Origin of the sequence: Flavobacterium sp. 3HN19-14 (assembly GCF_051373205.1) — a bacterium.
Taxonomy (GTDB): Bacteria; Bacteroidota; Bacteroidia; order Flavobacteriales; family Flavobacteriaceae; genus Flavobacterium.
Genome location: NZ_JBPPZT010000001.1, coordinates 3,452,284 through 3,474,836, shown reverse-complemented (window position 1 = coordinate 3,474,836; position 22,553 = coordinate 3,452,284). Strand labels below are relative to the sequence as shown.

Here is a 22,553-nt window from a genome sequence, read left to right as displayed (position 1 = left end):
AATCAAATATTTTTTAAGATTCAATTTCAAAAATCAATTTCAAAAATCTAACAACCTATCCAATCAAACCTGATTTTTTTGATATTGATATTGACATTTGATATTGACATTGTTAGCCGCGTCTTCCGCCACCGCCACCGCCGGAACGACCGCCTCCGCCGCCAAAGCCACCGCCGCCAGAACGGCCACCGCCTGAAGATGATGGGCTAGGAGAGTAAGACCTTGTCGGTGCGCTGGTGTTGTTATAATTTCTCGTAGGCGCACTGTTATTATTGTAATTTCTTGTCGGCACACTCGTATTGTTTCTCACATTTGAGTAGTTCGTATTCCTGCCCTGGTTTCTTGTGCCGGTGAACGTAGTATTGCTACGTGTACCGTTATTCCTGCTGATAACATTCCCTCTTGTAGAATAAGATGTCGAATTTGAACGCCCTCTGCCGTTTGCAACATAAGAACTTCTGCCGCCTCTTCCCAAGCCATTTAAATTGCTGTAAGAAGTCCGGCCTCGTCCGCCGTTGTATGCGTAAGCGTTTCTTCCGCGGCCACCGCCATAATAATTGTTATAATAATGTGGGTAATAACCACCATAGTAACCTCCGTAATAGCCTCCATAATAAGGATAACCCCAGCCACCGTAACTATACCACGGGCTATAACCCCATCCAAGGCCCAGCCCCAACCGCCATAATAACCAAAGCCCCATGACGAACCGTAGTACCAAGGGTTGTAGTAACCGCCCCAGTTGTTGTCGTAAACGATTACGGTTGTGTTCGAATCGCTGCCCCAGCCGCCATTATCACTGGCATAAGCCTTGTTGTCTGTCTGTGTACTGTCAGTTTGGGTCGTGTTGTAATTGTCGACATCGGTAAAAACCTGGCTGTCATCCTGAAGCGAATCAAAATAGTTTTTATAGTGGTTGTCCGCTGCGGTGGTTTTTTCGTCCTGACGATTATTGCCGCTATAAGCAGGGTCGTTATCGTAAGAATTTTTATAGGAACCGCAGGACGCCAAAAGCAAAGCCATCATCCCCATCAATGAATAAACGGGAATTGATCTCGAAGAAAAATAATAAGTTTTCATATCTATAGCATTTTAATTGTTGGTCATTACAAAAATAGTTAGTTTTGCCGAACTATTTAGTTAAATAAATCGAAACAAAATTTGTGCCAAAAGCGTCATTATGAGCAAGAACCTCACCACCAGAAATGAAGATTATTCCAAATGGTATAATGAACTCGTCGTTAAAGCCGATTTAGCAGAAAATTCAGGCGTTCGCGGCTGTATGGTCATCAAACCTTACGGCTACGCAATCTGGGAAAAAATGCAGGCAGAACTCGACAGGATGTTCAAGGAAACCGGACACAGCAATGCCTATTTTCCGCTGTTCGTTCCCAAGAGCATGTTTGAGGCCGAAGAAAAGAATGCAGAAGGCTTTGCCAAAGAATGCGCCATCGTGACGCATTACCGCCTGAAAAACGATCCTGACAAACCGGGAAAACTAATGGTCGACCCGAATGCCAAACTTGAAGAAGAACTTATCGTTCGTCCGACGAGTGAAGCCATCATCTGGTCAACCTACAAAGGCTGGGTGCAGTCGTACCGCGATTTGCCGCTTTTGATCAACCAATGGGCGAATGTCGTGCGTTGGGAAATGAGGACGCGCTTGTTTTTGCGTACGGCAGAATTCCTTTGGCAGGAAGGCCACACGGCACACGCCACCAGAACTGAAGCGATTGAAGAATCTGAAAAAATGATGAATGTATATGCCGATTTCGTCGAGAATTTCATGGCAATCCCTGTCATTAAAGGATTAAAAACCGAAACCGAAAGATTCGCCGGTGCAGAAGAAACCTATTGCATTGAAGCCTTGATGCAGGACGGGAAAGCATTGCAGGCAGGAACTTCGCACTTTTTAGGACAGAATTTCGCGAAAGCATTCGACGTAAAATTCGCCAACCAGGAAGGCAAGCAGGAACACGTCTGGGGAACCTCATGGGGTGTTTCAACACGTCTGATGGGCGCGTTGGTGATGACGCATTCCGATGACAACGGTTTGGTCTTGCCGCCGAATTTAGCACCGATTCAAGTTGTTATCGTTCCAATTTTTAAAACTGAAATGGAATTCGATTATATTTCGAGTGTCGTTGCTGGTTTAATGAAAGAATTCAAGAGGCTAAGGATTTCCGTAAAATTCGACGACAGAACAACCCAAAAACCAGGCTTCAAATTCGCTGAATGGGAATTGAAAGGTGTTCCGGTAAGAATTGCTGTAATGGCCTAAAGATTTAGAAAACGGCACTTTTGAAGTCGCCAGACGAGATACGTTGACGAAAGAAGTTGTTTTGAAAGACGAAATCGTGAAGCACGTCGATGCTTTATTAGAGCAAATCCAGAAAGATTTATTCGACAAGGCAATGCATTACAGAAATACGCACATCACAGAAGTTTCCAATTTCGACGAATTCAAAGATATCCTCGAAAACAAAGGCGGATTTATCTCAGCCCACTGGGACGGCACTGCCGAAACCGAAGAAAAAATCAAGGATCTGACCAAAGCGACCATTCGCTGTATTCCTTTAGACAGAGTAGCCGAAGAAGGAATCTGTGTTTTTTCCGGTGCGAAATCCGCTGGGAGAGTGCTGTTTGCAAAAGCGTACTAAAAAAAATATAAAAAAAGTTTTAGTCGGCTATTGCACGAATAAAAAATAGTTGTATTTTTGCATCCGCATTACAGCAGTAGGCCCGTTCGTCTATCGGTTAGGACGCCAGGCTTTTCATCCTGGTAAGGGGGGTTCGATTCCCCCACGGGCTACAAAAAGTTCAATTTCAGATTGACAATTCAACACTAGGAGAATAATGGTCCGTTCGTCTAGGGGTTAGGACGCCAGGTTTTCATACTGGTAACAGGGGTTCGATTCCCCTACGGACTACAAAATTTATTTTTTAAAAAAAGAACAAAGAAAATGGCAAATCATAAGTCAGCTCTAAAAAGAATCAGAAGCAACGAAAAAAGAAGAGTATTAAACAGATACCAACATAAAACTACGCGTAATGCTATCAAAGCTTTGCGTTTGGCTACAGACAAAAATGACGCTTCTTCTAAATTGTCAGCTGTAATCTCTATGATTGACAAATTGGCTAAGAAAAATATCATCCACGATAACAAAGCAGGAAACTTGAAATCGAAGTTGACCAAGCACGTGGCTAAATTGTAATCAGATACAATCACAAAATAGAAAAGGCTTCCAAATCGGGAGCCTTTTTTATGCGCTTATTTTTTGCAGAATCGTGTCCATCATTTCCCGCGTGAGTGGTTTCGGGAAGAAGTCTACCACCATTTCAAATTGCTTTGACTTTTTGATGTCGTTCGGATCGATAGAAGAAGATAACAGGATGATTTTTACGCCAGCGTACTGTTCCTGCAGTTTTGTGCTGAATTGCTCGAGGAATTCCCAGCCATCCATTACCGGCATGTTGAGGTCAAGCAATATCAGCAAAGTCTCTCCCGATTTATTTTCGGCAAGCGTTTCTTCTTTTCCAGATAATTGATGCCTTCCAGACCATTGGCCAGCGTTACAATCTTTGAGGCAAAATTCGACTTTGAAATAACAAGTTTCGACAGCAACAACGCTATCGGGTCATCGTCGATACAAATAATTTTCCGGAGCATTATTCTTTCTTAAATTTTATTGTAAATGTAGTGCCTTTGTTGACTTCGCTGTCGATTTCGATTTCGCCGCCCATGCTTTCAATCTGCGATTTCACGAGGTATAAACCAAGCCCTTTGCTGTCGGGATAGTTGTGGAAGCGTTGGTATAATCCGAATATCTTTTCGCTGAATTTCACCAAATCGATTCCAATTCCGTTATCGCTGAAGGTTAAAGTGGTGAAATTTTCGTCTTCTTTCACCGAAATAAAGATTTCAAGCGCACGTTCAGCCGATCTGTACTTAATGGCATTCGTAAGTAAATTTAATAAAATACTGTCGAAATAAGCCTTATTGGAATAAACAAAATCGGTGGTTTTTACATCGATTTTAATTTTTGCGTGGCTTGTAGTGATTTGGTTGTTGATTTGTTCAAGTACATTTTCGAGCGATTCCCGAACAGGAAGCAATTGCTTTTCAATCGACGGATTGTCGCGGATAATAACCACTTTCCCTAAATCAGAAATGGTTTCATTCAATAAATAAGTCGATTTTGAAAACCCATCTACGATTTCGCGAAGTTCGTCATTATCAATCGGAATTTCATCAATTAACTGTAAAAGCCCAATCAAATTCGACAATGGCGCCCGAAGATTGTGTGAAGTGATATAAGAAAACTGACGTAAATCCTTATTGTTTTGCGTCAATTCGTTAATCAACTGCTCCCGTTCTTTTTCCTGTTTTTTGCGTTCGGTTACATCACGTTGGATCGAAATCCAGTGGGTATGCTCGTTCTCAGAATTAAAAACCGGCACCATCGAAAAGCGCACCCAATATTCTTCGCCGCCTTTTTTATAACTTAGGATTTCAATTTCGCATTCTACTTTCGCCCTGATGCAGCTGATTAATTTGTTGAGTTCTGTAGCGCTCGATTTTGCGCCATAAAACATCATCGGCGAATGCCCAACCGCGTCATTATAAGTATAGCCCGACATGATTGTGAAAGCTTCGTTGACGAACACGATTTTCGGGATTGAAAACTCTGTGCTGTCAGCGTCGGTAATCAAAACTGCGTCTTTCGTATTCGTAATTACGGTTTCGAGTAGTTTCAATCGCTGTTCTTCTTCTTTTCTTTTCGTAATATCCTGCATCGCCCCGATCATCCTTGTCGGTACGCCATTTTCATCGATAACAAGAAATCCCCTGTCAAGTACATATTTGTAGCTGCCGTCTTTGCATTTAAAACGGTATTCGTCTTGCCATTTCTGGGTTTTCTGCTCAAGAAAAGAGTACAATTTTACCGACATTTTTATCGTATCTTCAGGATGGATGCGGTCGAACCACCATTTTGAATTCGTGCCGACATCTTCAGGATTATAACCATAAACTTCCTGAATACCTTTGTTCCAGGTGAATTCATTGGCGGTGATTTTCCAGTCCCAAATCGTGTCGCTGGTCGCTTTTGCCACAATGTCGTAACGCTCTTTTGATTCCTCAATTTCAGAGTTGATATTCTTTAACCGATCGAAATTTGACTTACTGATGATGTCATTCCGAATGATAAAATAGCGCAGTACAAACGCTGCAATGCTAACAAAAACAAGATCCCGAAGCAAATGATAAAGAAAATTTTCGTAAGAGTAAAAGCCGTCGAGAAGTTTGAGCGTAACAATCGCTAAAATACCTGCAATGAAAATGAAGATGAAGGTGATTTTGTTGGCTTTGCTTTTCATTACTCCAAATATAGAAAATTTATGATTACATTTTCATTTCGTATATAAAAGTACGTATTTGTCAGGCGTTGGGTTTTTACCGCAAAGGCGCAAAGTTTTACGCAATCCCGAAACGTCGTGACGCTAAGCTTCGCCTAAAATCTTTACGCAAAACTGGCTTCTTTTCTTTGCGGAAAGCTTTGCGCTTTTGCGGTTTAAAAAAAAATGCAAAGTGCTTGAAAATCCTACTTCCACGTTATGAAACAGTTAACCAAAAAAAGAAACATTTTTTATGTGAAAATAAAGTGTACCTTTGCAACTTCAAAAAAAATAAGATGGAATCTATCAGAAACATTGCAATTATTGCCCACGTTGACCACGGTAAGACTACTTTGGTTGACAAAATCATGTACCACTGCCAACTTTTCCGTGAAAACGAGAATACCGGCGATTTAATTCTAGACAACAATGACCTGGAACGCGAACGTGGTATCACGATTACTTCCAAAAACGTTTCTGTAGTATATAAAGGTACGAAAATCAACATCATCGATACCCCGGGTCACGCCGATTTCGGTGGAGAGGTTGAACGCGTACTCAACATGGCCGACGGTGTTTGCCTTCTGGTAGATGCTTTTGAAGGGCCAATGCCGCAAACGCGTTTCGTATTGCAAAAAGCGATCGACCTTGGTTTGAAACCTTGTGTTGTTATTAATAAAGTCGATAAGGAAAACTGTACACCGGAAGAAGTGCACGAAAAAGTTTTCGATTTGATGTTTGAATTGGGTGCTGAAGAATGGCAATTGGATTTCCCGACTGTTTACGGTTCTGCCAAAAACAACTGGATGTCTGATGATTTCAACAACATCACCACCAACATCGAGCCTTTATTGGACATGGTGGTTGCGAATGTCCCTGCTCCGAAAGTTTCTGAAGGAACGCCGCAAATGCTGATCACCTCTTTAGATTTCTCTTCATTTACAGGTCGTATCGCTATCGGTCGTCTTGAAAGAGGCGTTTTGAAAGAAGGAATGCCAATCTCTTTGGTAAAAAGAGACGGTAAAATCATAAAATCAAGAATCAAGGAATTGCACACTTTCGAAGGTCTTGGCCGTAAAAAAGTGGAGCAGGTTGTTGCCGGAGATATCTGTGCCATCGTCGGAATCGAAGGTTTCGAAATAGGCGATACCGTTGCCGATTTTGAAAACCCTGAAGCATTGCAAACCATTGCTATCGACGAGCCAACAATGAGCATGTTGTTCACTATTAACGATTCGCCTTTCTTCGGAAAAGAAGGAAAATTTGTTACTTCACGACACATCAAAGACCGTTTGGCAAAAGAATTAGAGAAAAACCTTGCTTTGAAAGTTGGTGAAACCGATTCTGCCGATAAATTCATGGTTTTCGGACGCGGTGTACTACACTTGTCAGTCTTGATCGAAACAATGAGACGTGAAGGCTACGAGATGCAAATCGGGCAACCGCAGGTAATCATCAAAGAAATTGACGGACAAAAATGTGAACCAATCGAAGAATTGACCATCGATCTTCCTGAGCATTTATCAGGCCGCGCGGTCGAATTCGTAACCATCCGCAAAGGTGAAATGCTTTCGATGGAAGGAAAAGGCGAGCGCATGATCGTAAAATTCAACATTCCGTCACGCGGTATCATCGGTTTGAGGAACCAATTGCTGACTGCCACTGCCGGAGAAGCCATCATGGCACACCGTTTCATCGGATACGAACCTTACAAAGGCGAGATTCCGGGAAGAAATAACGGTTCGCTGATCTCTATGGAGAACGGAAAAGCGATTCCGTATTCAATCGATAAATTACAGGATCGCGGTAAATTCTTCGTAGACCCGAACGAAGACATCTACGAAGGCCAGGTAATTGGTGAAAACACACGTTCAGATGATATGACGGTGAACGTTACCAAAACGAAAAAATTGTCAAACGTGCGTTCTTCAGGCGCTGACGATAAAGCGAGGATTATTCCCGCCATCAAATTCTCTCTGGAGGAAGCTTTAGAGTATATCCAGAAAGACGAATATGTTGAGGTTACGCCGAAATCGCTTCGTTTGAGAAAGATTTACTTGTCTGAAACGGACAGAAAAAGATTTAAAATCTAATTACCATAATTATTAAAAAAGAAAGCCATTCTGAAAAGGGTGGCTTTTTTGTTTACAGTAAGCGTTTTTTTGATAAGCAGCATATGCAATGCCTTGGGAGCCCGCATAAACCTTCATGGAATGGTCTTCCCAACGCCTGAAACAGTCTTCCCAATACCTGGAATTGTCTTCCCGAAGGCACGAATGGTCTTCAGTATTGGAGGAATAACTTTCCCCTCGCCAGGAACAGTTTTCAGAATCAGCAGAACGCCCTTCGGGCTGTCAGAAACTGTTTTCAGAATTAAGAGAAACGAGCATCAGATTGGCAATTCCGGAATATAATTTCCGTTTGACTGCCTGTTATTTTCCCAATAAAAACACTAAGGGGATATCCAATCTATCCTTCCACGCATTTTCAGAATGGTCTTTTCCGGGAAAAAATTTCGTAATCCAATTTTTTGCCGTAAAGCCCTTCGACTTCATAATCGCATCAACTTTCAATTGGTAAGGTTTATAAAGCGCATCAAGCGTCTGGTCGCCGTAATCAAAATAAATTTTATGATTTTTTGGAGAAGGTAAATTTTTGCCGAGATAATCGAAAAATGCCTTCGGAATTGGGTTGTTCTCTGTGCTGAATGTCCCCGGCCAATGCGTCGACAAACACGCAGCGCCGCCAAATACATCAGGATATTCACAAATCGCATACAACGAAATTAAACCGCCCATGCTTGAACCCGCGATAAAAGTATGCTGTTGGTCAGTATATACATTAAAACTTTTGTCGACCAACGGTTTCAATTCGGTCACGATGAATTTCAGGTAATTGTCAGAATTTACATTTTCACCAAATAGTTTATTGTTATCGTCACCAATCGCATACAAAGAATCTTTGGTTGTCTGCGATAACGATTCAAATGGCTTTTGCGGGAAATAGTTGCTGTGCCTTACTTTTCCAATGTTATAAATGCAGACAACTATAAATTTTTGCGTTTTATTTTCATCCTGTAATTTTTGCGCGGTTGCATCAGCTTCCCAGGACTGCTTGTTCCAGGTGTTGTCGGCGTCGAGCAGCATTTGTCCGTCGTGCATGTATAAAACCGAATATTTTTGATTTCCATCTTTTTGGTAATTTTCCGGCAGCCAAACATCAACATCCCGCGGCTCAACGAGTTTTGAATAAAAATTTTGAAATTGTGTCAGGCTTCCTGCAGTAACTTTTACATTTTGCGCGCTTGAAACAACGGGAAGTAATAACAGAAGCGGAATGATTTTTTTCATGATAAACCTGTTTATGCTTAGTTGATTGATTTACGGATTGTCTCTAAACGTTGAAAATTTTCGTGCGAAAGTTTAACAATTTTTACGGCAAACCCGCAATACAACGTATCGCAAAAAATTGTATTTTACCTTCAGGGAAGGGACAATTCCATCCCTACGAAAAATAGGAACATCTTAGATACGGGTTTGCCGTAAAAATTGTTAAAGTTTTCTGTTGTATTATGGTCTGATAATTTCGCACATTAATTAAATGAAAAATTATCTTTTCAAAGCAAAATGACCTTTCACAACACGACCATCCTCAAGATTTACCACATACCAATAATCATCGGCCGGTAACGGATTTCCATTCATCGTACCGTCCCATCCTTTGGTATCTCTTGTAGAAACTTCTTTGACAAGTTTACCAAAACGGTCAAAAATGTACATATTACTTTCTTTATTGAAAATCACATCGACACCTTTAATCAGCCAAAAGTCGTTAAAGCCATCTCCGTTTGGTGTGAAAAACTGCGGAATTCCCAATACTGCAAATAATTGCGAAGTCATCCGCAGCCATTTACATCATTAATGTAAGCCTCATGGATCCCTGGAATGACATGCTCAAAAAAGTTCGACGCCTGAAACGGACCAAAAGGATTATCGATGCTATATTCATATTCGCCAACACTATCCGCAGTCAGATTGATAGTAACTGTATTGTTATCCTCCGGAGTAATGTCCTGAACATCTATCGATGCAATATTAGCATCGGATGAAGCTACAACCGTAATCGTCCGTGTCTTAAAACAGCCTTTCAGGTTGTAAACATCAACGGTATAAACTCCTGCTTTATTGACTTGTATTGAATAGGTAGTTCTCGGATAAGGATTTCCGTTATAATGCCAGACATAAGAAAGTCCGGCGGGAAATGGGTCTAAAACTGCAGCATCTATCGTAATGTAACGACCTGGCAGGTTATTGCAAACGAAATCGTCACCTTCGCTTTCCGTATCAATGTCAGGAAGTTTATTGACAATCAAAGTTATGGCGTTGATGACAGAACAGTCATTTCCATCTTCAATTCTTGCATAAACTGTCTGATTGTAAGGGTTTGTATTCGGGTAATTTACCGGAATCGGCAATTGCTCCAATAACGCATCCTCAAGCGTTGCGTAATAAGTAACAGTTTCTGTTGGCGCCAAAGTAAAATTGCTTTCCGAAAGATCAAAAGTCGTAAAGCCATTTTCCTGCCCGAGTACATCACATTCTTCAATGATTGCATTTTGCGGCGGAGACGTATTGACAAACAGAGACAGCGTACTGTTGCTTGAACATCCGGTGATATTATTGGTGATTTTCGCAATTATATGCTGTGGATTGGAAGTATTGGTGTAGGTCGTCAACGCACTTTGATTGTTGAGTGCATTCACAGCATTTTCAAAATAAGTCACCGATAAATCCGATCACCGCCAAGCAGTCCGGTTGTTGCCTGAGAAAGATTGAAAAGCGTAAGTCCGTCAGGATTGGCCTCAGTATCACATTGTACCAATGATACGGTTTTCCTTAATGGCAGCGGATTTACAATCAGATGAATTTCCTTAATCGTAAAACAAGCTGCAGTGTTGGCAACTCTTATAAATACATTCCGGTCGGCAGTATGATAGGTCATCGGCAAAGGACTTGCAGGCACATCGGCATCGGCTTGTGAAAGGTAATAATTGTAAGTCAGGTCAGAAATGTCTTCTCCGTTAAAAAGCTCCGACGTAACCGCGTTAAAATCAAAAGTCGCCTGCCCGTTCAAATCATCGCCATCTGAAGCGTCGTCACAAATGGCAACTTCAGAATTCGGAACTTCAAATCCGGGATTGATGCTTATCGAAAATTCGATGTAATTGAAACAACCGGTCAAATCATTGGTAATCCGTGCAAAAATCGGCTGCGGATCTGAAGTATTGGTGAAATTCGTTGTGTTGGCAATAGCATTCGCGCCCGTAATCGCGTCGTTGCTGTCGGTGTGATAAGTCACCGTTACATTCGTCTGTGTACCGATGATGATTGGCGTATTCTGTGTAAGATCGAAAGTCGTCGAACCATCGGGTGTGCCATCAACATCACATTCACTCAGGTCAATTGCATCGCCGGCCGGAATTTCAAAAGTTGGGGTTCATTGAAAGTAGCTGTTCCCGTCCATTCGATTGAAAAATTACTGAATCCTACCGGCCTGTCAACCACCATGTAGTAGGATTCACCTGCCACGACATCCAACTGTTTCAGGAAACTGTTGCCTTGGCCGCCGGGCCTTCAGAAACATCAGTTTCGGTGGCATTCATGCCTGTCCAGTTATTATTTTGCGAGATAGATTGCGGGTTGGTAGTAGAACATCGTATTGAATGCCCAAGATTATTACAAGGTTTGTCTGGTCCGAAGATAAAAAAATCAAAATCTTCACTAATATTAGTACTTTCAGGCTTCAGTGTAAATCCCAATGTACCTGATGTATTGATGTTAAGCCGCAACCAGATGCTGTTATTTTCCTGACTGCCACAGGTGACGAGTCCGTCTAATTCCTGTGTCCCAACACCAGTTGCCGTAAGTCCGGTAAAACCTGAATTGCCGCAAACGATGATGGCATCGACACAATCATTCTGCGCCAGTGATTTTGTTGCAATTAACAGCAAAATGAAAAAATATTTTTTGAACATACAGCGATTAAATTTATCTTTTTAGTGCGAAATGACCTCTTGCAACCCTTCCGTCATCAAGCCTGAGCAAATACCAGTAGTCATCGGCGGGTAATGCGTTTCCGTTGAGCGTACCGTCCCAGCCTTCGTCGGATCCTGTCGGAATTTCTTTCAACAACTTTCCATAACGGTCAAAAATAAAAACGGATGAATTTTTATGGTAAGCAGCATTAACGCCTTTCACCTTCCAGGTTTCGTGAAACCCATCGCCGTTCGGCGTAAAAAACAATGGCGAGCCGACAACCGCAATTTGTTGTGATACAATACCGCAACCATTGGTATCATTGACGTAAACATCGTGAATTCCCGGGCTTACATTTTCAAAAACCGGATTGTCCTGAAACGGGCCGTAAGGATTATCAATGCTGTATTCATAAACGCCAGCTCCCGAAGGCGTGATGGTTACGATATTATCAGGCAAAAGGTCTTTAATGTCGATTGCAGTAATGGTTGCGATTTCAGAATAAATAACGGTGTTGGTACGAATCCTGAAACAGCCGGTGGTGCGGTTTGTAATTTTGGTGGTGTAAACGCCGTCTTCATTTACGGTCAGCGCATTGGAAGTAGCAGTAGGAATTACATCGCCATTTCTGAACCATTCAAAACTGTAGTTGTTTTCGGGAACAGAAACCAATCCGGCATAAAGTGTAACACTTTCATTTACATTTCCGGTGCAGATGATATCAGAATGATCGTCTTCAACTTCCGGTAGCGGAAAAACAACAAAATGCAATACTGTCGAAGCGGTACAATTGACATTGGCCGGATTTTCAACTACAACATTTATGTCCTGTGTGGCGGTAGTAAACGGATTGGGCAGCGGACTTGCCAACGCACTTCCATCTGCAGCAAAATATTTTACCGCAAAACCGGTTTGAGTCCCTAATATCGTTGATTCAATTAACGAAGTGTCAAAGCTGAATAATCCGTCTTTATCATTTGGTGCGTCGTCACACGCAGGCGCAATTACTACCGGATTGGCAACAGGCTGGCTGTCAACGGTAAATTGTATCTTGATTTCATCGGAACAAGGTCCGTCAGGCGAAGCGGTTGCGTTATTGGTTAACCGGACAGTGATTTCCTGTGTGCCTGTTACAAAAGGATTCGGCAGCGGACTTGGGAGCGGATTGTTATTTCCATCAAAATAAGCCACAGTAACATTCGTTTGCCCGTTCAATATTGTTGACTGCAAGGACGATGTGTCGAAAGCATGATTCACTACCGCATCGGTTGTGTCATCATCGCAAAAACGCGGTATTGTTACTGGATTCGGAACGGGCAAGGCTTCAACAGTCAATGTGACATAAGGCCCTAAACCATAACAGGCATTATCAGCCGAACTGTCGACGCGTACCCAAATCGATTGCTGGTTCGGATAACCGATATTTCTGTATGATGAAATATTTGAAATGGCCAAGGAATCACCTGCAGCATCATTTTCTGCAAGCGCGTCAGCCTCATTCTTATAATAAGTTATTGTGTAAGCAGTCGATGAAGGAATAATTGCAGTAATATCGGCCGTAACAGAACTGAAATCAAAAGTTGCAATGCCATCGTGATTGTCATTCGCCGCATCAACAAAATCATCACATTTGGCAAAACGCCACGAAGTGCCGGCCGGAATTTGCGTTGCAGACACAATCAGGTTCATTTGTGTCGTATCATAACAACCATTTGCATTTTGCGTACGCACCCAAACCGTATTGCCATTACTGTTGTTATAAACTGTCGGATTCGTAATCTGAACCGCCGGATCCGGATTTTCAGCGCCTGCCCTGGGTAGAGAAATAAGTAAAGGTTTCATTCGCCGCGTTGGCAGAAATCAGGTTTTCTTTTTCTGTAAGATTGAAATCGGATAAGCCGTCGAGATCGTCTTCACACTGGACAAGCGTAACTGTCGCCGGAACATTCGGTCGCGGCAAAACCGTCAATTCAGCCATTGCAGAATAGGCACCGCAAGTATTTCCGTTTTTGCGAAGATAGACCCGGTAAGAATATCCGTTCATCGCATTAGTTATGTTGCTGATCTGTAAAGTGGCAGTTCCTGACCCGCTATAAACCGAATTATCCGCAATAACCGTAAAGGAAGAACCGTCCGAAGCTACCTGCCATTCATACCCATCAACAGGCGTAGTGGTCAGGGTAAATGTGACGTTTTGTGCTTCACAAGCAGTTTGGTTACTGCGGAGGTGTCACAACATTGATAGGCGCAGGTGTTGAATAATCTGAATGCGGAGCAGCATAGCCTGCAGCACTTGTAACTACACCCGAAGCATTTACAGTTGGTGTTCCTAAACCTAAAACGCCATTGGCATCAGCGTCGATAAATCCGGCTTCGGTGACGTCAAAACAGGCATCATTATCACTGTCAAGATCGAGATAATTTTTAGCGTTATCACCGTCAATGTCACTTATTACAAAGTTGATGATGCCACTGTCAGCAGCGGTTTCCAGAGCATCCTGATAACCATTACTGCCCACAACATTACCATCAATTCTTCCGTTGTGGTCGGCATCTGTGGCATTACTTCCGGATTCAACAAGGTCATAAACGCCGTCATTGTCGCTATCGAGGTCGATGTAATCCGGAACGCCGTCGCCATCAGAATCTAATGTCCCCAAACCCGGTTCTTTGGTGTCTTCGAGGCCGTTTTGATTTATATCTGCGAATGCAACTGCAGTAAAATTCTGCCCCATGGCCTCAACTATATCGGGAATGCCATCGTTATCGCTGTCATAATCAAACCCGTCAGCAACGCCGTCACCGTCAGTATCTTTCGGCAGGCAAGTTGCAGCAAATTTAAAGGTTGCCTTGTTATTTTGATTCGACGATAGGTTCGTATGCGTATAAGTCACAGCGTCGACGAGACTGGCATAGAATTTAAAACTGCCTTCACCTGCGGCCAACGAATCAATATTATTAAGCCTGAAGCGAATTTCAAATGAAGAAAATTGCGTGATTCCGCTTTCGAAAAAACCATCATAATTGGTGTCAATCAAAAGCTGGTCGTCCGATTTAAAACAGTTATCGTCTTGTCAACCGGTACCTGAAGCACAAAATTGCCGTCAGGCGTCGATAAAATCGGTAGCAGCTGCTGTTGTTGCATATTCCATTGAAATACTTACCGGATTGCTGAACGTTATTTTTTCAGTAACGCTGTTGCCAATCCCTGCGGCGGTTTCAGACACAAAACTTCCGTCGGAATTTCCGGTGAATGGAATGGCAGCTGTGGCCCGGTTCCTGTCGTAGCTAACGTGAAATTATTGTTGTAGGCACCGTCGCCTGAACTTATGGTGTGGGCGCCGGTAGCCGATAAATTTACAGCCTTATCACCGTAAGATTCGGTGCAATTTGTAATGCCATCGTTGTCGATATCCAAGTCGATATTGTCATTGACACCATCATTGTCAAAATCCGGGGCGCAGGAACTAACCGGAATTTTATCAGAAATCAGCTCAATGCTGCACGCAGTGATTCCCGCTTTTACATAATAAAATCCGGGCCGAGACCAGCCGGAATTGCATCCGGAATATAATTGGCGCCCGTAGCACCAGGAATAGCAACATCATTAAAATACCACTGGTAATAATCAAAAGCGGTCAAAGCGTTAACGGAAAGTTTTACATTGGGAATACAATTCGTATCGACCGAGGTGTCAATTTTGCTGAAAGCGATTTCAGGCTTGAACGTAAAACCCGAATAAAATCCGCCGTAAGTCGCTGCGCCGCTTGATCCAAAATACGAAACATATACCTGGCTTGTAGAATACACCGAAATATTACCCGATAATCCTTCAAAAGTATAGGTTTCAAAAGCCGCGTTTCCCAATACGCTGGTCGGGCAGCTGTAGCCGTCACGCCGCTTGGAAGATTGGCTAAAGTGTAAGGCGTCCCGTCGATGATGAAACTAAGCGTTGAGCCGGTTTCGGTAACTACGGCAACGCTTCCGGTAAAATCGCCATTGCTGCCAATTTGGTTGATGAGCGGAATATTATCGATTTTTTTTGGTGTTTCGCAACTCAGCGGTGGCGCGAAATAAACATCCTGATTGGCCTGGCTTGGAGAACCTCCGATAGCCTGATAAGCGAAGACGTTTTTGGAGGAACTGATGTATAAATTATTATTAGCAGAATATTCTGAGCCGTTTATGGCAATATAGTCTCCAGCTTGTAAAGTAGCGAAAGGCGTTGCAGTATTCCCATTGAGATAAATTTCAGTGTTGTCTTCGTTGGCTACAATCGTTGGTCTTTCCATAATATCTGTACCGTTGCCGCGGATGAAATATATTCCTTTCCGGTTCTTTCCGATGAAACGATCTGGTCGAATCCGATATCGAGGTTGTTAGCATCGCCATTGGTGCCGGCGATTGACCCGCAATTGACTGCGATAGGTTTGTCAGATTTGATAAGGGCGCCTATGAGTCCGTCGCGATTGGCATTATTCGGTTCCTGCGCAGAAATCGCATAGCTTTCGCCGCGGTTTAAATTAATGGTGAAAGGCGCACTTCCTGTTGTACTGTTATTGAGTATCACTCCGGCTTTGAAATGACTGAAAGTGACTGTCGTATTGTTTTCCGTCGCCATGATTCCGGCAAAAGTAAAATGATTTTCATTGGAAGCCGGAACTGCCGTATTGGTAAATGCTCCAACACGAAATTATCTGCCAAGCGCCGCTAAACCTTTCGAAACCAGTCCGCCTGCCTGAAAACTTTGGGGCGTTGTCGTCATCCTGACCGTTACATAAATCTGGTCTTCGGCTTCAATGATAAAACCTTTGTTGTTTTTTACGACATTGGCTTCGCTTGCATTAATAAGGAATTGGGTGTCAAAACCGGCACCGATGTTCAGAACATACGGATTGTCTCTTGAAACCGAACCCTGAATTGTAGCTCCGCCCAGTTGATTGATTGTAAAATTGATTGGAGTGAGGCTCGGGCAGGAAATGTACATGAATTGCCCTTGCGGTTCCTGTGCGTCAGAATTCGATACGGGCGGGATATAATGGGTTTTGCTAAATTGCGCTAAACAATTTGCCGAGAAAAAGAAAAGTAATAAAAAACTTATATATTTTTTCATAATCTCATAAAACAACCAAATGTAATGATTTTATCGTTTCAGTGAAAAATGCCCGCGGATTGTGCGTTCGCCAATGCTGATGACAAACCAGTAATCGGTTGCAGGCAATGGCCTTGAGCCCAGTTTTCCGTCCCATCCCTGTGCATTGCCTCTAAAGGCACTCAGCAATTTTCCGAAGCGGTCAAAAATGGTAATTCTGGCATTCGGATATAACTGCAAAAACGGGACCTTCCAGAAGTCGTTATAACCGTCTCCGTTGGGGGTGAAGAACTTTGGATAATCGAGTACGAAAATGTCTTTTTCTGTTACGCCACAGCCGTTCTTGTCATTTACATAAACCGTGTAAGCACCGGATGCCACGTCATTAAAAACAGTTTCATCCTGGAAAACCCCATTATCAAGCGCGTATTCATAATGGCCGTTTCCGGAAGCGACAATGGTAACCGTGTTTGCACCGCCCATAAAATCAGCAATGATAATATCGTCAATTGTCGCAACACCTGACGGATTGACAATGAATTTTTTCATCGCCGTACAGCCATTCGCATTGGTTACGGTAACGGTATAAGTTCCCGGTGTATTTATAGTAATATGGTTTAATGTCGAATTGGTTGCGTTGTCCCAGGAATAATGTACAAATCCGGAAGCAACTGAAAGCGATATAGAACCGCCGTCGCAAAGGAATTTATTCTCATCTTCAAAATTTGGCGGCGAAAAAGTATTAACAATTAATGTTACCGGAATCACGCCATAACAATCATGACCATTGACAATCCTCGCCCAGATGATTTGCTGGTAAGCTGTCGTATTATTAAACGTGGAAGACAATTGATTCTGTTCCGTCAAAGCATCATTCACAGAAGCAAAATAGCTGACGATAAGTCCGGGTGGGAGTGTAGCTGTAATTTGCGGCGTAACTTCTGTATCAAGATCAAAATGGTACAGCCCGTCCTGAAGCGCGTCACCATCGCAGGTTGCAACAGGATTTTGAGGCGCAATTGTATTATTTGAAATGGCAAGATGTACAGGTGTCATCAGCGTACATCCATAAGAATTAACGACCAGCGCATAAATGGTTTCCGGCGCCGAAGTATAAGCGACAGGATCTATGATGGGAAATTGCTGGTAGGGATCTTCGAAATATTCATTGACAGTCAAATCAGGATCATTCGAAACAATCTGCGCATCAGCTTTTGTAAGATTAAAAACCGTGACGCCGTCATTATCTTCATCACATTGTACAAGCGTTGTTGTTGTCGGATTCAGCGCCGGTGCATATTCAATCTTCACTTCGCTTTCTGCCACACATGCGGAAGCGGCGAGGGAAATTTTTACTTTGTAGGTTCCGGCATCATAAACTTCAAGGTCAGAATCAGTTTCACCATTTAAAAGGACATCATTTTTATACCATTCATATGTATTGTTATCAGGCAATTGCGGATGCGTATCAATCAGATAGGCAGCTCCCGAGCAAACAGGATTTCCGTTGCTGATCAGACGGTTGGCCCTAAATCTGCTCCAACTTTAAAACTGCCGCCGCCCAGGAAAATGGCTGAATCATAACGAACATTCCCTTCATCGGCAATAACAAGCTTGATGTGGTATTTTACATTCGGAGTGACCGTCGATTTCGCGGTTAGGACTGTAGTTTGCCCGTTAAAATTGATTGGTGCGTTAGTACCGTTATAACCGCCGAAGAAATTTTCATTTTTTGCCATGCAGCCACCATTGGTGACGCCATCGCCAATCTGCGGATGCACACTGGTTACCAATACTGATGTGCCATCAGGAAGTACTGCAAGATTGGTATATGGCCCGGAAGAATTAGCTTCTTTTAGTAAAAATGCAAACCCATCAGAGTAGTCGCATGGTGCCGTTCCGTGGTATTCTTCTGAAGCAAAAATATAATCGAAACTCACGTAGTCGGTAAGCGGCGTAAAATCAAATTCGAGAACCGTAGCGTTGAGTGTGTGTGAGATTTCTAATGCCGCTTCCAAATCAGTATCGCCTTCCCAGGCATCTGAACCTTCGTCGATGAGGTTATCGTTCGGGCAGCCGGAACGATTCGCCCTCGCGGTACTCAATACAATACCGTTCGCAAAAGGAAAAGAACTGCCATTGCCGTCAAAAAAACCGTAACTCTGCTCTCCGGGATGAAACGGGTCGCCGTTTACGGTAAAATTCTCGACATTCGCACACGGACTGTTGATCAACACATCCTGTACCAATTGCTGAGCGGTATAAGTGTCGTTTACGGTAACAAACTGTGCCGAAATATTGGTTGAAAAACCAACTAAAAAGAATATAAAAAGGGCGATTTTACTAACTTTCATAGCATCGGCAAAGATACTACAAATCCCGTTTTTTGAGTAATTTATAAGACATTAACATAAATATAACAGTCCAAGCCAAAACAATGCAAATCTGCAGGTAACTCACACTGTAATCAGTAAAATTTTCAGCCGCTCCGACAGATTTTTCTATCGTCTTTGCCAATTGAAACCTGCGAATCGGATTCAATATCAATTCGCTCATTGATTCCAAAGGCAAAAAGCGGTACAATTGCTTCGGAATTTCATTCGATGTTGGAAAAGATATCGAAAACCAATTCCGATAAAAAACTCAACGATATTCCAGATCACGAGAAAACCTAAAGCAAAAGCAGATCTTTTTACCAAAATCCCAAGGAAAAGGCAGAATGAGAAAAATCCCAGTAATTTCACGAAAAATGCCAAAAGATAATCGCCATCCTTAAAAATAATGGATGCTTCGTTATAAGAAGAAAAACTCAGCCCTAAGATCATGATGACAGCGAAAATAAAAACCGTCGAGATAATCGCGAACAATCCGGCAGTGAGGAATTTCGAGAGTAAAAATTCCTTTTTGCTCATGCCATCAATCAGGTTTTGTTTGAGCGTTCCATAACTGTATTCGTTCGAAATCATCGAGACAATTACGATGGCAAGGAATAGTTTCAATACGGCAGCAGTATAAGTCAAAGCATGCCAGATGAAAGGAAAATTAAAAAGCCCGATGTCAGCAAGGCGGAATTTAATGCCGACAATATTAAAGTCGAAAGACGAAACCAGTGCGAGCAGCGCAATCAGCACAAAATAAGTGATGGTCAGGACGCGGCTGGCTTTGTTTTTCCAGATTTTTTGTAATTCTATAGCGAGTAAACGTTTCATGTTTGTAGTGGTTAGGTGGAAAATTATTTGCCGGTCAGTTCTAAAAATTGCTCTTCGAGGCTGTGTTTTCTTTTGACGAGATGATTCAACGAAAGTCCTTTCTCGAACAGATAACGGTTCAAAGCCGCCGCTTCAATCGGATTTTTCAGATAAACCATGACCTTTCCGTCGTCTTCATTTACTTTTTCGACATCGGGATGCTGTTGCATAAGATTGATGAGTTTCGCATTATCATCTGCCTGTAGTTCAAAGAAGCCTTCGTTGGAGGTAATGCCGTCGACAGTTCCCGAATATAAAATTTCGCCTTTGCGCAAAACCAATACGTGTGAACAAACCTTTTCTACTTCATCCAATAAATGCGAAGCCAGTAAAATTGTGGTTCCCAGCGATGCAATCTGCCTGATAATGTCACGGATTTGGTGAATTCCCTGTGGGTCGAGTCCGTTGGTTGGCTCGTCAAGGATCAGGATTTCAGGATCGTTGAGCAGGGCAGAAGCAATCGCAAGACGTTGTTTCATTCCCAGTGAAAAAGTGCGGAATTTACTGTCTTTCCTATCGACAAGTCCGACAAGTGTAAGTTTTTCGATAACCTTTGTATATGGAATTCCCTTGATTTTACAAACGAGTTGCAGGTTTTCCTCGGCAGTCATGTACGGATAAAAATTCGGGCGTTCGATGATGGCGCCGACTTTCTTGAGCGCCTCGTGCGTATCCATAGTGCCGCCAAACCAGGTATATTCGCCTGATGATTTATTGACGACGTTTAAAACGATTCCCAAAGTGGTTGATTTGCCACTTCCGTTTGGCCCAGAATCCCGTAAACATTGCCTTTTTGTATTTCGAGCGAAACGTTTTTTACGGCGTGAAGATAGCCAAAACGCTTGTTGAGGCTTTTGATTGATAATATGGTTTCCAAAATATAATGGTTTAAGGTTATGGTTATGACGAATCGCGCCGTTTATTGTTACAAGGTTAAGAACTCAATTTTTGATGCAATAGTGTCTTCAGTTTTTTACCGGCGGGAATTTCTACAAAGAACGTCACGGCTGTCGCCAGTAAAATCACCAGCGGTAAATTAACCACCAAAACCACAACCCAGAAATTGAGCTGCATTTTTTCTGTAAAGAATGGGATTATCAGGTCTATTGAAATCCATTGGTGGATCAAATAGAGCGCAAACGAGATTTTTCCAAGAAAAAGTGTTACCCTGTTAACGATGAAATGCAGCTTCCGATTCACGAAAAGCACAAAAATCAAAAAGAAAACGGCGAGCATTACACCATATTCACTTTGCGAAATAAAATGGCGCGAAAAACCGGCATTTTCAAATAATGCAAATTGCGCAGCGAGACAGGATAGTATGCAGCAATAGTGTCTTAAGTGATTTTTCGTGGAAATGTAAATCCGAAAAATGCCGTTCCCGCGAAAAATAATGGCAGGAACTGAAACAGCGGGAACCAGAAAATCATCACTTTGGAAAATAGTAAATCGGGCCACAAAAGATTCAATGCCAAGCTTACGCCGATTAAGGAAATACAAATCGCATCGAACAGCCGCAATATCCTGACATGAAACAAAAGCAATATGAAAATATAAAAAACCATCTCGACAATCATCGTCCAATAAGTGCCGTCGAGATGCGGAATGTCAAAATAATACTGGAACATGCTCATATTGGCGAGGTAACTGGCCACAGTCACATCAGGTTTCAAACCCGAAATTATGATCAGTAAAAATGTGAAAGTCACAACCGTCCAATACGTCGGATAAAGCCTGCAAAAGCGATTGATGATGAATTCGGCACTTTTTTTCACCTTGCCGATGCTCATAAAAATGACAAATCCGCTGATGATGAAGAACAAATCGACACCGGTTGTGCCGAGCTTAAATCCGAGCTGCGCCTGCGGCCTGTCCATCGTAAAATGAAAAAATACAACCATCAGGCTCGCAATCCCGCGCAAAGCATCGAGTTCCGGATAACGGAAACCGGATTTGTCAGTAAGATTTTGCGGGTCGGTTTTCAAAAAAAATCAGGTTGGTCACCGCTAATGTAGTCGATTTTACAATCCAATTCAAAAAAAATGCGCCCCGCCTTGACACGAAACGCATTTCCGAACTTAAAACAAAACAAATATTTTTGACTTAATTTTTCAGGATGATGATCCAATCCCATTCCGCCGGATTTCCAATGCCGACACTTGGCGTATAAAGGAATAATTTTATTCCGGCTCCAGGATTTGCGGTCAGGTATTGCCTCACTTTGACCAATCCCTGCACTGAACTCCAAACGGGCTGGTAATCAAATTCTTCATTATTCGGATTGAAAATGTTGTCAAATCCTGCACATGTGAAAAAATCATCGGTATCGGTGAAAGTGAAAGCACTTGCAGGTTGCATATCATCAGGATTTGAGATAGTTCCGAGTCCGTTCCAAACGATTGAACCGTTGAAAATCTCGGTATCGAGTTCGTCATATTTGATTTTTATTGAACCGAAATCGCTTGGCGCAACATAATTTGTACTCAGTGTAAATGTCGCTGTCGAATCGGCAAAAGCGAGTTCTTTTCCGCCTTCAAACTCATTAGTCAGGTAATCGACTTTGAGCAATAATACTTTGTTGTTAGTTTCAATTGGCAATGCATCAGGCGCGTCATTTTCGCCAACGCAGGAAACCAAAAGCAGGATTCCGAATAGCGTTAATAATTTAATTTTCATAGCTTCGATTTATTGGTTTATTAATAGATAGTGAAATTTCGAGAAGGTTGCGTGGCGTCAATTCGCTAATCTATTGCAAAAAAAATGCGTTCCATCTGAGTGACG

Annotated in this window: 23 protein-coding genes, 2 tRNA genes and 4 pseudogenes; 5 read left to right on the top strand and 24 right to left on the bottom strand. The window is 42.5% G+C overall.

What is annotated here, in order from left to right; genetic code table 11:
* Positions 1-112: 112 nt before the first annotated feature.
* Complete coding sequence (locus ACSLFW_RS18805; protein WP_436557028.1) at positions 113-475, bottom strand: hypothetical protein; 363 nt, start codon at positions 473-475, stop codon at positions 113-115.
* A gap of 5 nt (positions 476-480) precedes the next feature.
* Positions 481-1,080 (bottom strand): hypothetical protein, encoded by a 600-nt coding sequence (locus ACSLFW_RS18800; protein WP_436557027.1) that lies wholly within the window; start codon positions 1,078-1,080, stop codon positions 481-483.
* Positions 1,081-1,180: 100 nt separating this feature from the next.
* On the opposite strand from ACSLFW_RS18800, the pseudogene proS reads away from it, so the two are divergent.
* From proS to rpsT, 4 genes and pseudogenes are all read left to right on the top strand, one after another.
* A pseudogene (proS, locus tag ACSLFW_RS18795) lies at positions 1,181-2,660 on the top strand (proline--tRNA ligase).
* A gap of 79 nt (positions 2,661-2,739) precedes the next feature.
* A tRNA-Lys gene (locus ACSLFW_RS18790) sits at positions 2,740-2,812 on the top strand.
* A gap of 46 nt (positions 2,813-2,858) precedes the next feature.
* Positions 2,859-2,930, top strand: a tRNA-Glu gene (locus tag ACSLFW_RS18785).
* A gap of 33 nt (positions 2,931-2,963) precedes the next feature.
* A complete protein-coding gene (gene rpsT, locus ACSLFW_RS18780) occupies positions 2,964-3,215 on the top strand; it encodes a 30S ribosomal protein S20 (RefSeq protein ID WP_436557026.1) in 252 nt (83 codons plus the stop codon).
* A gap of 48 nt (positions 3,216-3,263) precedes the next feature.
* Here rpsT and ACSLFW_RS18775 read toward each other — a convergent pair.
* Together ACSLFW_RS18775 and ACSLFW_RS18770 are read right to left on the bottom strand one after the other, a co-directional pair.
* Positions 3,264-3,521, bottom strand: a pseudogene (locus ACSLFW_RS18775) (response regulator); the annotation flags it as partial.
* Between the two features lie 148 nt (positions 3,522-3,669).
* Positions 3,670-5,379: a PAS domain-containing sensor histidine kinase gene (locus ACSLFW_RS18770; RefSeq protein ID WP_436557025.1), complete on the bottom strand. Its 1,710-nt coding sequence runs from the start codon at positions 5,377-5,379 to the stop codon at positions 3,670-3,672.
* Positions 5,380-5,693: 314 nt separating this feature from the next.
* Between ACSLFW_RS18770 and typA the strand changes: the two genes are divergently transcribed.
* Complete coding sequence (gene typA / locus ACSLFW_RS18765) at positions 5,694-7,490, top strand: translational GTPase TypA (protein WP_436557024.1); 1,797 nt, start codon at positions 5,694-5,696, stop codon at positions 7,488-7,490.
* A gap of 339 nt (positions 7,491-7,829) precedes the next feature.
* On the opposite strand, the gene ACSLFW_RS18760 is transcribed toward typA, so the two are convergent.
* The 20 genes and pseudogenes from ACSLFW_RS18760 to ACSLFW_RS18665 all read right to left on the bottom strand — a co-directional run bounded on the left by ACSLFW_RS18760 (position 7,830) and on the right by ACSLFW_RS18665 (position 22,448).
* Complete coding sequence (locus ACSLFW_RS18760) at positions 7,830-8,747, bottom strand: alpha/beta hydrolase (RefSeq protein ID WP_436557023.1); 918 nt, start codon at positions 8,745-8,747, stop codon at positions 7,830-7,832.
* Between the two features lie 258 nt (positions 8,748-9,005).
* Positions 9,006-9,296, bottom strand: a complete 291-nt coding sequence (locus ACSLFW_RS18755; RefSeq protein ID WP_436557022.1) for a T9SS type B sorting domain-containing protein — start codon at positions 9,294-9,296, stop codon at positions 9,006-9,008.
* A complete protein-coding gene (locus ACSLFW_RS18750; RefSeq protein ID WP_436557021.1) occupies positions 9,293-10,180 on the bottom strand; it encodes a hypothetical protein in 888 nt (295 codons plus the stop codon). Before ACSLFW_RS18750 ends, ACSLFW_RS18755 begins: the two co-directional genes overlap by 4 nt.
* Positions 10,177-10,755, bottom strand: coding sequence for a hypothetical protein (locus ACSLFW_RS18745; protein ID WP_436557020.1), 579 nt, complete (start codon positions 10,753-10,755; stop codon positions 10,177-10,179). The genes ACSLFW_RS18750 and ACSLFW_RS18745 overlap by 4 nt, the downstream gene beginning before the upstream one ends.
* Positions 10,756-10,850: 95 nt before the next feature.
* Entirely contained in the window at positions 10,851-10,985 is a 135-nt protein-coding gene (locus ACSLFW_RS18740; protein ID WP_436557019.1) for a hypothetical protein, read from the bottom strand.
* A gap of 14 nt (positions 10,986-10,999) precedes the next feature.
* On the bottom strand, positions 11,000-11,407 hold the full coding sequence (locus tag ACSLFW_RS18735) for a hypothetical protein (protein ID WP_436557018.1): 408 nt from the start codon (positions 11,405-11,407) through the stop codon (positions 11,000-11,002).
* 37 nt (positions 11,408-11,444) lie between these two features.
* Positions 11,445-13,274, bottom strand: coding sequence for a T9SS type B sorting domain-containing protein (locus ACSLFW_RS18730; protein WP_436557017.1), 1,830 nt, complete (start codon positions 13,272-13,274; stop codon positions 11,445-11,447).
* Complete coding sequence (locus ACSLFW_RS18725) at positions 13,234-13,476, bottom strand: hypothetical protein (protein WP_436557016.1); 243 nt, start codon at positions 13,474-13,476, stop codon at positions 13,234-13,236. The genes ACSLFW_RS18730 and ACSLFW_RS18725 overlap by 41 nt, the downstream gene beginning before the upstream one ends.
* 172 nt (positions 13,477-13,648) lie before the next feature.
* Positions 13,649-14,470 carry a hypothetical protein gene (locus ACSLFW_RS18720; RefSeq protein ID WP_436557015.1) on the bottom strand — a complete coding sequence of 274 codons (822 nt, stop codon included), beginning with the start codon at positions 14,468-14,470 and terminating at the stop codon, positions 13,649-13,651.
* A 140-nt stretch (positions 14,471-14,610) separates the two neighbouring features.
* The gene (locus ACSLFW_RS18715) at positions 14,611-14,850 is read right to left on the bottom strand and encodes a hypothetical protein (protein WP_436557014.1); all 240 of its coding nucleotides are present in this window, start codon (positions 14,848-14,850) and stop codon (positions 14,611-14,613) included.
* Positions 14,851-15,091: 241 nt separating this feature from the next.
* Complete coding sequence (locus tag ACSLFW_RS18710) at positions 15,092-15,724, bottom strand: hypothetical protein (RefSeq protein WP_436557013.1); 633 nt, start codon at positions 15,722-15,724, stop codon at positions 15,092-15,094.
* Positions 15,703-16,077, bottom strand: a pseudogene (locus ACSLFW_RS18705) (hypothetical protein); the annotation flags it as partial. The gene ACSLFW_RS18710 and the pseudogene ACSLFW_RS18705, both read right to left, overlap by 22 nt.
* 48 nt (positions 16,078-16,125) lie before the next feature.
* Positions 16,126-16,545, bottom strand: a complete 420-nt coding sequence (locus tag ACSLFW_RS18700; protein WP_436557012.1) for a hypothetical protein — start codon at positions 16,543-16,545, stop codon at positions 16,126-16,128.
* A gap of 30 nt (positions 16,546-16,575) precedes the next feature.
* Positions 16,576-17,979: a T9SS type B sorting domain-containing protein gene (locus ACSLFW_RS18695; protein ID WP_436557011.1), complete on the bottom strand. Its 1,404-nt coding sequence runs from the start codon at positions 17,977-17,979 to the stop codon at positions 16,576-16,578.
* 59 nt (positions 17,980-18,038) lie between these two features.
* Positions 18,039-18,878, bottom strand: coding sequence for a choice-of-anchor L domain-containing protein (locus tag ACSLFW_RS18690; protein WP_436557010.1), 840 nt, complete (start codon positions 18,876-18,878; stop codon positions 18,039-18,041).
* Positions 18,879-19,076: 198 nt separating this feature from the next.
* Entirely contained in the window at positions 19,077-19,733 is a 657-nt protein-coding gene (locus ACSLFW_RS18685; RefSeq protein WP_436557009.1) for an ABC transporter permease, read from the bottom strand.
* A gap of 23 nt (positions 19,734-19,756) precedes the next feature.
* Positions 19,757-20,649 (bottom strand): annotated as a pseudogene (locus ACSLFW_RS18680) (ABC transporter ATP-binding protein).
* Positions 20,650-20,705: 56 nt separating this feature from the next.
* Positions 20,706-21,008, bottom strand: a complete 303-nt coding sequence (locus ACSLFW_RS18675) for a hypothetical protein (RefSeq protein WP_436557008.1) — start codon at positions 21,006-21,008, stop codon at positions 20,706-20,708.
* A gap of 101 nt (positions 21,009-21,109) precedes the next feature.
* Positions 21,110-21,757: an acyltransferase family protein gene (locus ACSLFW_RS18670; protein ID WP_436557007.1), complete on the bottom strand. Its 648-nt coding sequence runs from the start codon at positions 21,755-21,757 to the stop codon at positions 21,110-21,112.
* 118 nt (positions 21,758-21,875) lie between these two features.
* Positions 21,876-22,448: a hypothetical protein gene (locus tag ACSLFW_RS18665; RefSeq protein ID WP_436557006.1), complete on the bottom strand. Its 573-nt coding sequence runs from the start codon at positions 22,446-22,448 to the stop codon at positions 21,876-21,878.
* Positions 22,449-22,553: the final 105 nt, after the last annotated feature.